The sequence below is a fragment of the Streptomyces sp. NPDC046727 genome, assembly GCF_040645635.1.
GTDB lineage: Bacteria > Actinomycetota > Actinomycetes > Streptomycetales > Streptomycetaceae > Streptomyces.
This window is the reverse complement of sequence record NZ_JBEYYR010000009.1, coordinates 39,282-53,448: the sequence shown is the minus strand read 5'-3', so window position 1 is coordinate 53,448 and position 14,167 is coordinate 39,282. Positions and strand designations below refer to the sequence as shown.

Genomic DNA, 14,167 nt, shown 5'->3' with positions numbered 1-14,167 from the left:
GAGCTTGACGTGTCAGTGCCCTCGGGCAGACTTGGCCGGGAATGAGACATTCGATCAAGGCCTGTTCGCCGGCTGTCGGCGCCGGACGGCCGGTGGGGGACGCGGAGAGATGAGCCAGGACGGCGCACACGGCCGGTACGCGGGGCAGGCGCTGGCCCAGGGCCGCTACCAGCTGCGCGACTTGCTGGGCGAGGGCGGCATGGCCTCGGTCCACCTGGCGTACGACGCGGTGCTGGACCGCCAGGTCGCGATCAAGACGCTCCACACCGAACTCGGCCGGGAGCAGGCGTTCCGCGAGCGCTTCCGCCGCGAGGCGCAGGCCGTGGCCAAGCTCACGCACACCAACATCGTCTCCGTCTTCGACACGGGCGAGGACGAGCTGAACGGCATGACGACGCCGTACATCGTCATGGAGTACGTCGAGGGCCGCCCGCTGGGCTCGGTCCTGGAGGAGGACATCCGCCAGTACGGCGCGATGCCCGCCGACAAGGCGCTGAAGGTCACCGCCGACGTGCTCGCCGCCCTGGAGATCAGTCACGAGAAGGGGCTGGTCCACCGCGACATCAAGCCGGGCAACGTGATGACGACCAAGCGTGGCGTGGTCAAGGTGATGGACTTCGGCATCGCCCGCGCCATGCAGTCCGGCGTCACCTCGATGACCCAGACCGGCATGGTCGTCGGCACCCCGCAGTACCTCTCGCCCGAGCAGGCCCTCGGCCGTGGCGTGGACGCCCGCTCCGACCTGTACTCGGTCGGCATCATGCTGTTCCAGCTGGTCACCGGGCGGCTGCCGTTCGACGCGGACTCGCCGCTGGCGATCGCGTACGCGCATGTGCAGGAGGAGCCGGTGGCGCCCTCCTCGATCAACCGTTCGCTGCCGCCCGCGGTGGACGCGCTGGTCGCCCGCGCCCTGAAGAAGAACCCGAACGAGCGTTTCCCGACCGCCGAGTCCATGCGCGACGAGTGCCTGCGCATCGCCGCCTCCTTCCAGGCGGCCCCGCCGAGCATCGTGCCGGGCGCCGGGCCGACGCAGAGCGGGTCCGGTGTCGGCTCCGCGGTGTTCCCGCCGGTCGACGGCGCGGCCCCGGCGCCGCACGGGCAGGTGCAGACGCCGTACCAGCCGGCTCCGGCCCCGACGCCCGCCCCGAACCCGTACAGCCAGCCGACGCCTTCCCCGGCCTACGGCTACCCGCAGCAGGGCGGCTACCAGACGCCTCCCGTGGGCTACGGCCCGCAGGGCGTCCAGACCCCGCCGCCGTACACGATCTCGCCGGGGCCCGCCGGGCAGCCGGCCGGGCGGCCCGCCGGCGGCGGCCGGAGCAAGCGACCGCTGGTCATCGGCTCCGTCGCGGTGGCGGCCGTCGTGGTCGTCGGGCTGGTCGTCGCGCTGACCCTGAAGAAGGGCGACGACGGCGCAGACGGCGGCTCCGGCGGCTCCAGCGCCTCGGCGTCCGCGTCCCACCGGGCGGGCTACCGCGGGCCGGACCCCAGCCGGCAGATCGACAAGGAGAAGTGCAGCGACCCGCAGGAGTCGTGGAAGGACCCGGACAAGGTCGAGCTGCCCGACTTCCGGTACAAGGACCTCACCTCCGTGAAGAAGTGTCTGCAGGCCGCGGGCTGGAAGTGGAACATCAAGCACCAGGACGACAACACCTGGGGCGACGGAACCGTCCTCAACCAGTTCCCCACGCAGGGCACCGATGTCGACCCGGACAACGTGGGCTCCATCGAGCTGAGCGTCTCGACGGGCAACCCCCCGCAGTGACATAGGTCGGGCCCGGCGGTCACCCGCCGGGCCCTTCGTCTGTCATGGCTTACCGATGCGGTCCGCGCCCGCGGGGCAGGCCCGCACTCACAGGTACGGCCCGCCCGAACGGCCCGCCACGTGGTGGTCGTCGCCGCCCTCGTGGCCGGACACACCGGGCGGGAGCGCGCGGCGCATCTGCTCCAGCTGAGCCCGCGCGGCCATCTGCTGGGCGAACAGCGTCGTCTGGATCCCGTGGAAGAGGCCCTCCAGCCAGCCCACCAACTGCGCCTGCGCGATCCGCAGTTCCGCGTCGCTGGGGGTGGCGTCGTCGGTGAACGGCAGCGAGAGCCGCTCCAGTTCCTCGACCAGTTCCGGGGCCAGGCCGTCCTCCAGCTCCTTGACCGAGCTGGCGTGGATCTCCTTCAGCCGGACCCGGCTGGCCTCGTCGAGAGGAGCCGCGCGCACCTCCTCCAGAAGCTGCTTGATCATGCTGCCGATCCGCATGACCTTGGCCGGCTGTTCCACCTGCTCCGTCACCGGGGTCTCACGGGAGTCCTCGTCCCCACCGCCGAGCGCCATCCCGTCCTGGCCCACGACAAGGATCTGGGGATTCTCCGGCGACCGTTCGTTCCTCGGCATCTCCATGCCGCCATTCTCTCGCACGCCATTACCTCATCACCGTGGTGCCCCCTTGTGGGGCTGATCCACCGTTTAGACCTGTCGGAGCAATATGAAATGCCCCATTGGGCATTGAATGTGAGGCTTGTTCCCGTCGGTTATCCATCAGTCACGACACCTGGGCTCCGGGAGGTCACCGACGTGACTCCACGCCTGAGACTCACATTCCGATGCCTCCGGCTGCTGGTCGTCCTCACGGCGGCGACCCTGCCTGCGTACGGCACCGCCGTCGCGCACGGCAGCCCGCCGCCGTACACCACCGAGCCGGGGCCCGTCCGCCCGCCCGCCGTCGGACACGGCGAGGAGCGGCCCGGGCCCACGCGGGAAGCGGCCCCGCGGCACCCGATCCCGGGCCGCGGACACCCGCAGCAGGCTCCCCCGGGCCCCGGCCACCCGGGCCGGACGCAGTCCCCCGGCACCGGCTTCGCCCCGCCGGACTCGCCGGCCGCCCTGCCCATACCGTCCGACTCCGCCTCGGCCTCGGTCCGCCCCTATCGCCCGCTCGCCTCCACCGAGCCCTCCCGCGCGGGCAGCCGGGCCGGTGAGGGGCGGATGCGGCCGGGCCGGCCGGACGGGCCCGCGGCCGACGTGGAGGGTGACGACGACTCCACGTCCGCCACCCCCGCCGCGCAGCCGGCCGAGCCGGAGACCACCGTCGTACCGGGCGCCTCCGAGCCGCCCGAGGAGGCCGGCCTCGGCTCCGCCACGACCCCGCCGCAGCCCACCGCCCAGCAGGCGGCCCAGCAGGGCGAAGCTCCCACGGAGCCGGTCCTGCAGATCCTCCCGCTGGGCAGCGGCCTGGTCCTCATAGGCCTGGGCCTCGGCCTGGCACTTCTGGGCCTGCGCCTGCGCAGGGACTGACCGCCCGGCCTCGGCCCGCCGCTACGGCACCACCAGCAGCACCTTTCCGATGTGTCCGCTCGCCTCCACCACACGGTGCGCCTCGGCCGCCTGCGGCATCGGCAGCTCGCGGTCCACGACCGGGCGGACGTGCCCGCCGGCGAGCAGCGGCCACACATGCTCGCGTACGGCGGCGACGATGGCCGCCTTCTCCTCCAGCGGGCGGGCGCGCAGCGAGGTCGCGCTGATCGCGGCCCGCTTGTTCAGCAGCGCGCCGATGTTCAGCTCGCCCTTCACCCCGCCCTGCATACCGATGATCGCCAGACGCCCGTTGACAGCGAGGGCCTGGACGTTGCGGTCCAGGTACTTGGCGCCCATGTTGTCGAGGATGACGTCGGCGCCCGCGCCGCCGGTGGCCTGCTTGATCTCGGCGACGAAATCCTGCTCGCGGTAGTTGATGAGCACGTCCGCGCCCAGCTCGGCGCAGCGGTCCAGCTTCTCCTTCGTGCCCGCGGTCACGGCGACCCTGGCACCGACGGCCTTGGCGAGCTGGATCGCCATGGTGCCGATGCCGCTGGAGCCGCCGTGCACCAGCAGCGTCTCGCCCGGGCGCAGATGGGCGACCATGAAGACGTTGGACCAGACCGTGCAGACGACCTCGGGCAGCGCCGCCGCCTGCCTCAGGTCGACACCCTCGGGCACGGGCAGCAGCTGCCCGGCCGGTACGGCGACCTTCTCGCCGTACCCGCCGCCCGCGAGCAGGGCGCACACCGGGTCGCCGACGGCCCAGCCGGAGACGCCGGGGCCGAGCGCGGCGACCCTGCCGGAGCACTCCAGGCCGGGGTAGGGGGAGGCGCCGGGCGGGGGGTTGTAGAAGCCCTGGCGCTGCAGGACGTCGGCACGGTTGACGGCGCTGGCCACCACCTCGACCAGCACCTCGCCCTCGCCGGGTACCGGATCGGGGACCTCGCCCCACACCAGCGCCTCGGGACCACCAGGTTCGGGAATCGTGATCGCATGCATGCCGGTGACGCTACTCCGCACCGGTGCGGTCAGCCGCGTGGCAGGGGGCGGGTGTCCGGGGCGACCTGGGCGCCGGGGGTCGCGCGGACGATGGTGATGAGCCGGTCCGTCAGCTGGAGGGTGCCGACGGACGGATCGTCGTAGCCGAGCACCCGGTGGCCGCGGACGACGCTCAGCACGAGGTCGTCCGTGTCGCGTGGCTTCCTGCCCACCTCGGCGCGGACCACCGGCCGCTCGACGAGGTCCAGCCCGCTGCCCTGCTGGATGAGGTCCTCCATCACCATGCCGGCGGCGGGGCTGAGCACGGAGAGACCGAGCAGCCGGCCGGCCGCGCTGGCACTGGTGATGACCGCGTCGGCCCCGGACTGCCTGAGCAGCGGGGCGTTCTCCTCCTCGCGCACCGCGGCCACGATCTTGGCGCCGCGGTTGAGCTGGCGGGCCGTCAGTGTGACCAGGACGGCGGTGTCGTCGCGCTGCGGGGCGACGATGATCTGCCGGGCCTTGTGCAGCTCGGCCCGTTTCAGCACGTCACTGCGGGTCGCGTCGCCTATGACGCCGGCGTAGCCCTCGGCGGTCGCCGCCTCGATCGCCTTGGAGCTGGGGTCGACCACGACCACCTGCTCCTTCCTCAGCCCGGTCGCGCAGACGGTCTGAAGGGCCGACCGCCCCTTGGTACCGAAGCCGACGACGACGGTGTGATCACGCAAGGTGGACCTCCAGCGGTTCAGGCGCCATTCCTCGCGGGTCCGTTCGGTGAGGACCTCCAGCGTGGTGCCGACCAGGATGATCAGGAACAGCACGCGCAGGGGCGTGATGACGAAGATGTTGGTGAGCCGGGCGCCGTCGCTGACCGGGGTGATGTCGCCGTATCCGGTGGTGGAGAGGGTGACGGTCGCGTAGTAGAACGCGTCGAGCAGATCGACGGGGCCGTCGGAGTTGTCGCGGTAGCCGTCGCGGTCGGCGTAGACGACGAAGGCGGTGGCGACCAGCACCACCAGGGCCATGACCAGCCGTTTGACGACCTGGCGGATCGGGCGGTCCACCACTTTCCTCGGGAGTTTCACCCGATGGGTCACCAGGTGTTCGTCCGCCTGGCGGGCGATGGCGTCATGGCCCGGGAGTTTCACGTGAAACACACCCCGATCCCGGCGGTCGCCCAGGGCAGGTCCAGCAGCTCCGTCTCCTCGCCCTGCCGGGCCCCGCCCGGGGGTACGACGGCCAGCGCGTCGGCGGCGGCGATGCCGCGGAGCATGGCCGGGCCGTTGTAGTGCAGCGGCAGGGCATGGTCACCGCGCAGCACCACGGGGATGAGCCGGGTGTCGTGCGGGTGCCCCTGCACCGCCTCCCTGAGCGGCAGCGTGTACGGCTCGGGGGCGGGGTGGGCGGCGAGGGTCCGCAGCAGTGGTTCGGCGAGCGTGAGCAGGCCGGAGACGGCCGCGAGGGGGTTGCCGGGCAGACCGACGAGGTGCTGGTGGTCCTGGATGCGGGCCAGCAGCATGGGGTGGCCGGGGCGCACCTTGACGCCGTCGACGAGGAGCTCGGCGCCGATGCGCTCCAGGGTCGGGTGGACGTGGTCGACGGGTCCGGCCGCGGTGCCGCCCGTGGTGACGATCAGGTCGGCGTCGGAGCCGGTGACGGCCTTGCGGAGGGCCTTGGCGTCGTCGCCGACCCGGCGTACGGCGATGACGTCGGCGCCGAGCGCGCGCAGCCAGGGCGGCAGCATGGGGCCGAGCGCGTCCCGGATCAGCCCGTCATGCGGGAGGCCCTCGGTCAGCAACTCGTCGCCGAGGACGAGGACTTCGGCGCGGGGGCGGGGTACGACGGTGACCGTGTCGTACCCGGCCGCCGCGGCCAGGCCCAGGACGGCGGGGGTGGCCAGGGTGCCGACGGGCAGCAGCTGGTCGCCGCTGCGGCACTCCTGGCCGCGGGGACGGATGTCCTGGCCGTGGAGCATCTCGCGGGTGGTGTGCAGGCGGCCCTGGGTGTCGATCCGGCCGTGCTCGGTGCGCAGGACGGCGGTGGTGTCGTCGGGGATGCGGGCGCCGGTGGCGATGCGGACCGCCTCGCCGTCGGTGAGCTGCTCGGGCTGCGCGTGCCCGGCGAGCACTCCCTTCTCCCGCACCTGCCAGGGGCCGGGGCCGGCGACCGCCCAGCCGTCCATCGCGGAGGTGTCGAAGGAGGGCAGGTCGGTGAGCGCGTCCAGGGGGGCGGCCAGGACCAGTCCGAGGGCGTCGGCGAGGGGCACGGTGACGGGGGCGCGGCGCTTCCCGGAGCGGGCGGCGCGGGCGGCGATCTCGCGGGCCCGGGGCCAGGGGGTGGCCCTGTGCCGCTCGCCGGGACGGTCGCCGGGCGCCTGCGGAGACCCGGCGGGCCCCTGGCGGGTGCCGTCGTCCGTGCCGTTGCCGTCGTCCCGGGTCTCCCTGTGGGCTTCCCTCACCAGCGCCAGGGCCTCCTCGACATCGAGGTCGTCGGTGTCCTCGGCGGGCGCATCGGCCCGGGTGCCGGGGGCGGTCATCCGGCGTCCGGGGCGCTCGGGCCCCCGCTGCTCCCGTCCTTGCCGCCGCCGCTCTCCTCTTCCCACCCGAGGGCGAGCGCGGTGGCCTTGCGGGCGGCTTCGGCGACGGCCTCGGGGCCGCCCTTGCCCTGTGCCGCGGCGTAGCCGACGAGGAAGGTGGTCAGCGGGGCGGCGGGGCGGGCCACGCCGTGCGCGGCGTCCCGGGCCAGGTCGAGCAGGACGCCGGTGTCGACGTCCAGGTCGATGCCCAGCTCGTCCTTGACTGCGGAGATCCATTCATCCAACACGTGCCCATGCTCCCTGATCCGTGCCCTGGCGTCGGCGATGTCGTCCCAGGTGTCGCAGTCGAAGGACGCGAGCGGGTCCGGGACGCGGGTGAGGCGGAGGGCGCCGGTGAGCCGGCGCAGGGGCAGCCCGGTGAGGCCGTCGTGCGCGGCGGCGAGGGCGGTCAGCTCGCGGCGCAGGGCGGCGGTGCGGTAGGCGGCCACGAGGGGCTGGTCGCGGCCGTCGGCGTCGGTGAGCAGCGCGCCGTCGGCGCCGGTGGCCTGAAGGGTGGTCAGCAGGCGCTGGAGCGTGGGCCGGCCGAGGAAGGGCAGGTCGGCGGAGAGGACGACGGTGTGCCCGGCGGTGGTGAGCCGGAGGCCGGCCTCCAGCGCGGCGACCGGCCCGCCGCCGGGTGGCTCCTCGCGGGCCCAGCGCACCGGGCGGGCGGTGGGCCGGGGTGCGGCCACGACGACGGTCGTCCGGGCGTCCGCGCAGGCCGCGAGCACCCGGTCGAGCAGCGCGCGGCCCCCGACCCGGACCGCGGGCTTGTCGGCCCCGCCGAGCCGCCGGGCGGCACCGCCGGCCAGCACGACGGCGTCGTACGGCGGGGCGGTCCCGGGGGCGGCGGGAGCGTTGTCGGTCACCCCCCGAGTATGTCCTGACTCCTCCTTCTTCCGGACCTGGCGTGCGTCACAGGGTGCGGAGCAGCACCGTCGGCTGTTCCACGCAGTCGGCCACGTACCGCAGGAAGCCGCCGGCGGTGCCGCCGTCGCACACCCGGTGGTCGAAGGTGAGCGAGAGCTGTACGACCTGGCGGACGGCCAGCTCGCCCTCGTGCACCCACGGCTTGGGGACGATGCGGCCGACGCCGAGCATGGCCGCCTCGGGGTGGTTGACGATCGGTGTGGAGCCGTCGACGCCGAAGACGCCGTAGTTGTTCAGCGTGAACGTCCCGCCGGTGAGTTCCCCGGGCGTGAGCGTCCCCGTGCGGGCGGCCTCGGTGAGCCGGGCGAACTCGGCGGTCAGGGACTCGGCATCGCGCGCGTGGGCGTCCCGGACGACCGGCACGACCAGGCCGCGTTCGGTCTGGGCGGCGAACCCGAGGTGGACGTGGTCGAGCTGGACGACCTCGCGGGCCTCGGTGTCGACGTAGGAGTTCAGCTCGGGGAACCGGGCCAGGGCGGCCGTGCAGATCCGGGCGAGCAGCGCGAGGAGGGAGATCTTCGGGCCGCCGGCCGCGTTCATGGCCGTCCGCGCGCGCATGAGTTCGGTGGCGTCGGCGTCGACCCAGCAGGTCGCGTCCGGGATCTCCCGGCGGCTGCGGGACAGCTTGTCGGCGACGGCACCGCGCACGCCCTTGAGCGGGATCCGGACCCCGCCCTCGGCGCGGGGCGCCACGGGGGTGCGTACGACCGGTTCCTCGGCCGTGCGGGCCGGCGCGGCCTTCGCCCGCAGCGCGTCCTCGACGTCCGCGCGCAGGATGAGCCCGTCGGGGCCCGAACCGGCCAGCTGTCGCAGGTCGACGCCGTTGTCACGGGCGAGCTTGCGCACGAGGGGGGAGATCACGGGGACCGGGCCCTCGGCGAGTGCGGCGGCGGGCGCGGGCGTCGCCGGAGGTGCGGGCGCCGGGGTGGGCGTGGGCCTCTGGGGCGCCGGCGGTGCGGCCACGCGCGCGTGGGACACCGACTGGACGCCGCCCTGCGGTCGCGCGTGCCCGTCGGCGGCCGTGGTGGCCGTCCGGACCCGGCGCCGGCGGGCCGCGGAGGCCTGGGTGCCGTAGCCCACCAGGACGTTTCCGGAGCCCTCCGGCTCCGCCGCCGGTTCGCCCACGGCGACCGTCAGGAGCGGGGCGCCGACGGGCAGTTCGGCGCCCTCCTCGCCGAAGCGGGCGGTGACCACGCCGCCGTACGGGCAGGGCACCTCGACCATGGCCTTGGCCGTCTCGACCTCGACCACCGGCTGGTCGACGGCGACGACGTCGCCGACCTGGACCAGCCAGCGGACGATCTCCGCCTCGGTGAGCCCTTCGCCGAGGTCGGGCAGCTTGAACTCCAGCACCTGAGCCATCAGCCCTCGGCCTCCCACTGCAGCCGGGCCACGGCGTCCAGGATGCGGTCGACGCCGGGCAGGTGGTGCCGCTCCAGCATGGGCGGCGGGTACGGGATGTCGAAGCCGGCCACGCGCAGCACCGGAGCCTCCAGGTGGTGGAAGCAGCGCTCGGTGATCCGGGCCGCGATCTCGCCGCCCGGCCCGCCGAACCCGGTGGACTCGTGGACGACGACCGCGCGGCCGGTGCGCCGGACGGCCGCGCAGACCGTCTCGTCGTCGAACGGCACCAGGGAGCGCAGGTCGAGGACCTCCAGGTCCCAGCCCTCCGCCCGGGCGGCCTCGGCGGCCTCCAGGCAGACCGGCAGCGAGGGGCCGTAGGTGATGAGCGTGGCGCTGCTCCCGGGGCGTCGCACCACGGCCCGCCCTATGGGCTCGACATCCGTCGGCTGCTCGGCGTTCCAGGTGTCCTTCGACCAGTACAGCCGCTTGGGCTCCAGGAAGACGACCGGGTCGTCGGAGGCGATGGCCTGGCGCAGCAGCCCGTAGGCGTCGGCGACGGTCGCCGGGGTGACGACATGGAGGCCCGGGGTCGCCATGTAGTACGCCTCGGAGGAGTCGCTGTGGTGCTCGACGCCGCCGATGCCGCCGCCGTAGGGGACGCGGACGGTGATCGGCAGGGGCATCCTGCCGCGCGTGCGGTTGCGCATCCGGGAGACGTGGCTGATCAGCTGCTCGAACGCCGGGTAGGCGAAGGCGTCGAACTGCATCTCCACGACGGGCCGCAGTCCGTACATCGCCATGCCGACGGCGGTGCCGAGGATGCCGGCCTCGGCGAGCGGGGTGTCGGTGCAGCGGTCCTCGCCGAACTCCTTGGCGAGCCCGTCGGTGACGCGGAAGACGCCGCCGAGGGTGCCGACGTCCTCGCCCATGACGTGCACGGCCGGGTCGGCGGCCATGGCGTCGCGCATCGCGCGCGTGAGGGCCTGCGCCATGGTGGCGGGCTTGACGGCGACGGTGGTCATCGGGCGCCGCCTTCCCGGGCGCCGGGCTCCTCGCCGTGCTGCTCCTGCTCGGCTTCCAGCTCGGCCCGCAGCAGGGCGCGCTGTTCGCGCAGTTGCGCGGTGGTCTCGGCGTAGACGTGGTCGAAGAGGTCCATCGGGTTCAGCTCGGGGTCCCGGTTCATGCGTTCCCGCAGGTCGGCGGCCATCGTCTCGGCGTCCTGCCGGGCGGCCTCGATGCCGGCGTCGTCCAGCAGTCCGCGCGCGGTCAGTTCGCGTGCCAGCAGCTCGATCGGGTCGTGGTCGCGCCAGGCGGCGACCTCGGCGTCGGCCCGGTAGCGGGTGGCGTCGTCCGCGTTGGTGTGGGCGTCGATGCGGTACGTCACCGCCTCCACCAGGGTGGGGCCGCCGCCCGCACGCGCGTGCCGCACGGCGTCGCTGAGGACCTCGTGCACGGCCGCGGCGTCGTTGCCGTCGACGAGCCGGCCCGGCATGCCGTACCCGACGGCTTTGTGGGCCAGGGAGGGGGCGGCGGTCTGCTTGGCGAGCGGGACGGAGATGGCGAAGCCGTTGTTCTGCACCAGGAAGACGACCGGTGCCTGCCAGACGGCGGCGAAGTTCAGCGCCTCGTGGAAGTCGCCCTCGCTGGTGCCGCCGTCGCCGACCATGGCGAGCGCGACCACGTCGTCGCCCTTGAGGCGGGCGGCGTGCGCGAGGCCGACGGCGTGCGGCAGCTGGGTGGCCAGCGGGGTGCTGAGGGGGGCCACGCGGTGGGCGTGGGGGTCGTAGCCGCTGTGCCAGTCGCCGCGCAGCAGGGTGAGCGCCTCGACGGGGTCCACGCCGCGGGCGACGACGGCGAGCGTGTCGCGGTAGCTGGGGAAGAGCCAGTCGCGCTCCTCCAGGGCCAGGGCTGCGGCGATCTCGCAGGCCTCCTGGCCGGTGCTGGACGGGTAGACGGCGAGCCGGCCCTGCTTGGTGAGGGCGGTGGCCTGCGCGTTGTAGCGGCGCCCGCTCACCAGCTGGGCGTACAGCCGGCGCAGCAGGTCCGGGTCGGCCTTGGCGGCCGTCTCGGTGCCGAGGACGCGGTAGGGCTCGGCGTCGGGCAGCAGCGGCGCGGGGTCCATACGGGGCTGCCAGGCGGGCGGCGGCGATGGCCGGTACGCGCCCCGCTGCTCCATGACCGTCATGACGGCACCTCCTCGTGGGAGTGGCTACGGGAGGCGCGTCGACTGTGAGGCGCCTCACCAACCGATTGTTCGGTCGTCGGCACATTTTGGCTACAGGCGGCTTCAGGCTGTGGACAAACGGTTCTCCACAGCCTGGAATGAACGCAGGACGTCCACAGCGATGAAGCGGGGGGACATGGAGCCTGAACAAATGGCCGCCGGGCCGCAGGAAGGTGTCGCGCTGCCGCCGCCGCGCCCGCTGGACGCCATCGATCAGGACATCCTGAAAATCCTGCAGGCGGACGGTCGCGCCTCGATACGGTCCGTGGCCGAGCGCGTCCACGTCTCGCGCGCCAACGCCTACGCGCGCATCAACCGGCTCGTCGAGGACGGGGTGATCCGGGGCTTCAGCGCGCGTGTGGACCACGAGCGGGCAGGTCACGGCACGTCGGCGTACATCACCCTGAAGATCGTCCAGAACAGCTGGCGCACGGTCCGCGAGCAGCTCAGGCAGCTGCCCGGCGCCTCCCACATCGCTCTGGTGGGCGGCGACTTCGATGTGCTGCTGCTGGTGCACACGCCCGACAACAGGGCGCTGCGCGAGCTGGTGCTGACCCGGCTCCAGGCGATCCCCGAGGTGCTCAGCACCCGCACGCTGCTGGTGTTCGAGGAGGAGGACCTGGAGCCGGACGGCTGAGGTCAGGCCTGACGCAGCCCCGAGAAGACCAGCCGGACGACGGCGTCGGCCACCTCCCGGCCGTCCGCGCCCCGCGCGTCCGGCCGGTACCACTCCACGATGGAGTTGATCATTCCGAAGACCAGCCGGGTGGCCAGGCGGACCTCGACGTCGCCGCGCACGTCCCCGTCGGCCGCCGCCGCCTTCAGCAGCTCGGCGACCTGGTGGTCGAAGTCCCGGCGCCGCTCCAGGGCCCATCGCTCGGTCTCGGTGTTGCCGCGCACGCGCAGCAGCAGCGTCACGTAGGGCAGCTCGGCTATGAGCACCTCGACCATGCGGCGCACGACGTGCTCCAGCCGGTCGGCCGCCCGCCCCGTGCGCGCGTGCTCCTCGCCCAGGATGGCGAACAGCCCGTCCAGGGCGCGGCTGACGGCCCGGCGGAGCAGCTCCTCCTTGCCGCTGACGTGGTGGTAGATCGACGACTTGGAGATACCGGCCGCCTTGGACAGGTGCTCCATGGAGGTGCCGTCGTAGCCGCGGTCGTTGAAGACCCGCACGGCGACGGAGAGCAGCGTCTCGGGGGTGTACGTGTCGCGCTTGGCCGTGGTCATACGGTGCCCTCCCGCTTGTCGATGGCATAGGCGTGGCGGTAGAGCGCGAGGGAGGGCGCGTAGCGTCCGGAGGGGTCGCGCTCGTGCATCTCGTCCAGGACGTCGAAGGCGAACTCGCGGCCGAGCCTGCGGTCCCACTCGAAGGGGCCGAGCGGGTAGTTCACGCCCAGGCGCATCGCGGTGTCGATGTCCTCCTCGGTGGCCACGCCCTTGGCCACGGCGTCGTGGGCGAGGTCGACGATCCGGGCGACCGTACGGGCGACGATCATGCCGGGGACGTCACCGATGACGCTGACCTCCTTGCCGAGCGCCTGGAAGAGCCCGGTGGCCTCGGCGAGGGTCTGCGGCGAGGTGTCCTGCGAGGCGGACAGGGCGATCCGGGTGGCCGTGCGGTAGTCCAGGGCGAGGTCGAAGTGGACGACGTCCCGGAACTCCGCGGAGAGCTGGCCGTCGGCGAGGACCAGGTGGCCACCGCTGGGCAGCACCAGGCGGGATCCGTTGTCGTCGTCCTCCTCGCGGACCTGGATGCCCGCCTCGCGGACCAGCGTGAGCAGCTCGGCCGCCGGGCCCAGGCCGCCCTCGGCGACGACGTAGGCGGGCGGCCGCTGCTTGTCGGCGGTGTGCGGCTCGGGCCGCTCGGCGCCCTCGCCGTGGTCGTACCAGCCGTGTCCGCTCTTGCGGCCGAGCCGGCCGGACTCCACCAGCCGACGCTGGGCCAGGGAGGGGGTGAAGCGCACGTCCTGGAAGAAGGACTGCCACACCGAGTGGGTGACGGACTCGTTGACGTCCTGGCCGATCAGGTCGGTCAGCTCGAACGCGCCCATCCGGAAGCCGCCGCACTCGCGCAGGACGGCGTCGATGGTCGCCGGGTCGGCGGCCTGGGCCTCGTAGACGGCGAACGCCTCGGCGTAGAAGGGGCGGGCGATGCGGTTGACGATGAAGCCGGGGGTGTCCGCGCAGGCCACCGGGGTCTTGCCCCAGGCGCGGGCGGTCTCGTACGCGCGCGTGGCCGACGTGACGTCGGTGGCGAACCCGGAGACCACCTCGACCAGCGGCAGCAGCGGCGCCGGGTTGAAGAAGTGCAGGCCGACGAAGCGGCCGGGATGGCGCAGGGCGCCGCCGATGGCCGTCACCGACAGCGAGGAGGTGTTGGTGGCGAGCAGGCAGTCCTCGGCGACGGTCTTCTCCAGCTCGCCGAAGAGCTGCTGCTTGACGTCCAGCCGCTCCAGGACGGCCTCCACGACGAGCCCGCAGTCCGCCAGCTCCGCAAGGGTGTCCACGGGCTTCAGGCGCGCGCGGGCCGCGTCCCGGTCGGCGGCGGCGAGCCGGCCCTTCTCCACGAGCCGGTCGAGGCGGGCGCCGATCGCTTCGGCCGCGTCCGGAGCCCGCCCGGGGACGGCGTCGTACAGCCGTACGGGATGGCCCGCGACCAGCGCGACCTGGGCGATTCCCTGGCCCATGGTGCCGGTGCCGACGACGGCCACGGGGCTGCTGAGGTCGAGTGCTGTCATGTGCGCGATCCTCCCGCACGGGGTTTTCCACAGATGCGGCGGACCCCCTTGTACCGACCGATCGTTCGGTTACTCTAGCTCTGACCGTC

At 73.5% G+C, this 14,167-nt stretch carries 13 protein-coding genes; 3 read left to right on the top strand and 10 right to left on the bottom strand.

Annotated elements, in window-relative coordinates:
- Positions 1–109: 109 nt before the first annotated feature.
- Entirely contained in the window at positions 110–1,765 is a 1,656-nt protein-coding gene (locus ABZ937_RS13520; RefSeq protein ID WP_361690342.1) for a protein kinase, read from the top strand.
- A gap of 87 nt (positions 1,766–1,852) precedes the next feature.
- Here ABZ937_RS13520 and ABZ937_RS13515 read toward each other — a convergent pair whose 3' ends face one another.
- Positions 1,853–2,392: a bacterial proteasome activator family protein gene (locus ABZ937_RS13515; RefSeq protein ID WP_361690339.1), complete on the bottom strand. Its 540-nt coding sequence runs from the start codon at positions 2,390–2,392 to the stop codon at positions 1,853–1,855.
- A gap of 174 nt (positions 2,393–2,566) precedes the next feature.
- Between ABZ937_RS13515 and ABZ937_RS13510 the strand changes: the two genes are divergently transcribed.
- Positions 2,567–3,286, top strand: a complete 720-nt coding sequence (locus ABZ937_RS13510; RefSeq protein ID WP_361690336.1) for a hypothetical protein — start codon at positions 2,567–2,569, stop codon at positions 3,284–3,286.
- Between the two features lie 21 nt (positions 3,287–3,307).
- On the opposite strand, the gene ABZ937_RS13505 is transcribed toward ABZ937_RS13510, so the two are convergent.
- From ABZ937_RS13505 to pdhA, 7 genes are read right to left on the bottom strand one after another with little or no spacing between them, the layout of a single operon-like run.
- Entirely contained in the window at positions 3,308–4,288 is a 981-nt protein-coding gene (locus ABZ937_RS13505) for an NAD(P)H-quinone oxidoreductase (RefSeq protein WP_361690333.1), read from the bottom strand.
- Between the two features lie 29 nt (positions 4,289–4,317).
- A complete protein-coding gene (locus ABZ937_RS13500; protein WP_361690330.1) occupies positions 4,318–5,415 on the bottom strand; it encodes a potassium channel family protein in 1,098 nt (365 codons plus the stop codon).
- Positions 5,412–6,803, bottom strand: coding sequence for a molybdopterin molybdotransferase MoeA (locus tag ABZ937_RS13495; RefSeq protein ID WP_361690327.1), 1,392 nt, complete (start codon positions 6,801–6,803; stop codon positions 5,412–5,414). Before ABZ937_RS13495 ends, ABZ937_RS13500 begins: the two co-directional genes overlap by 4 nt.
- Positions 6,800–7,711, bottom strand: a complete 912-nt coding sequence (locus ABZ937_RS13490) for an NTP transferase domain-containing protein (RefSeq protein WP_361690324.1) — start codon at positions 7,709–7,711, stop codon at positions 6,800–6,802. The genes ABZ937_RS13495 and ABZ937_RS13490 overlap by 4 nt, the downstream gene beginning before the upstream one ends.
- A gap of 46 nt (positions 7,712–7,757) precedes the next feature.
- Positions 7,758–9,134, bottom strand: coding sequence for a dihydrolipoamide acetyltransferase family protein (locus ABZ937_RS13485; protein WP_361690321.1), 1,377 nt, complete (start codon positions 9,132–9,134; stop codon positions 7,758–7,760).
- On the bottom strand, positions 9,134–10,138 hold the full coding sequence (locus ABZ937_RS13480) for an alpha-ketoacid dehydrogenase subunit beta (protein WP_361690318.1): 1,005 nt from the start codon (positions 10,136–10,138) through the stop codon (positions 9,134–9,136). Before ABZ937_RS13480 ends, ABZ937_RS13485 begins: the two co-directional genes overlap by 1 nt.
- Positions 10,135–11,301 carry a pyruvate dehydrogenase (acetyl-transferring) E1 component subunit alpha gene (gene pdhA / locus ABZ937_RS13475; RefSeq protein WP_361690315.1) on the bottom strand — a complete coding sequence of 389 codons (1,167 nt, stop codon included), beginning with the start codon at positions 11,299–11,301 and terminating at the stop codon, positions 10,135–10,137. Before pdhA ends, ABZ937_RS13480 begins: the two co-directional genes overlap by 4 nt.
- A 175-nt stretch (positions 11,302–11,476) precedes the next feature.
- Here pdhA and ABZ937_RS13470 point away from each other — a divergent pair, with 175 nt between their 5' ends.
- A complete protein-coding gene (locus tag ABZ937_RS13470) occupies positions 11,477–11,977 on the top strand; it encodes an Lrp/AsnC family transcriptional regulator (protein WP_361690312.1) in 501 nt (166 codons plus the stop codon).
- A gap of 2 nt (positions 11,978–11,979) precedes the next feature.
- On the opposite strand, the gene ABZ937_RS13465 is transcribed toward ABZ937_RS13470, so the two are convergent.
- A complete protein-coding gene (locus ABZ937_RS13465; RefSeq protein WP_361690309.1) occupies positions 11,980–12,567 on the bottom strand; it encodes a TetR/AcrR family transcriptional regulator in 588 nt (195 codons plus the stop codon).
- Positions 12,564–14,078 carry a 3-hydroxyacyl-CoA dehydrogenase gene (locus ABZ937_RS13460; protein WP_361690306.1) on the bottom strand — a complete coding sequence of 505 codons (1,515 nt, stop codon included), beginning with the start codon at positions 14,076–14,078 and terminating at the stop codon, positions 12,564–12,566. The genes ABZ937_RS13465 and ABZ937_RS13460 overlap by 4 nt, the downstream gene beginning before the upstream one ends.
- Positions 14,079–14,167: the final 89 nt, after the last annotated feature.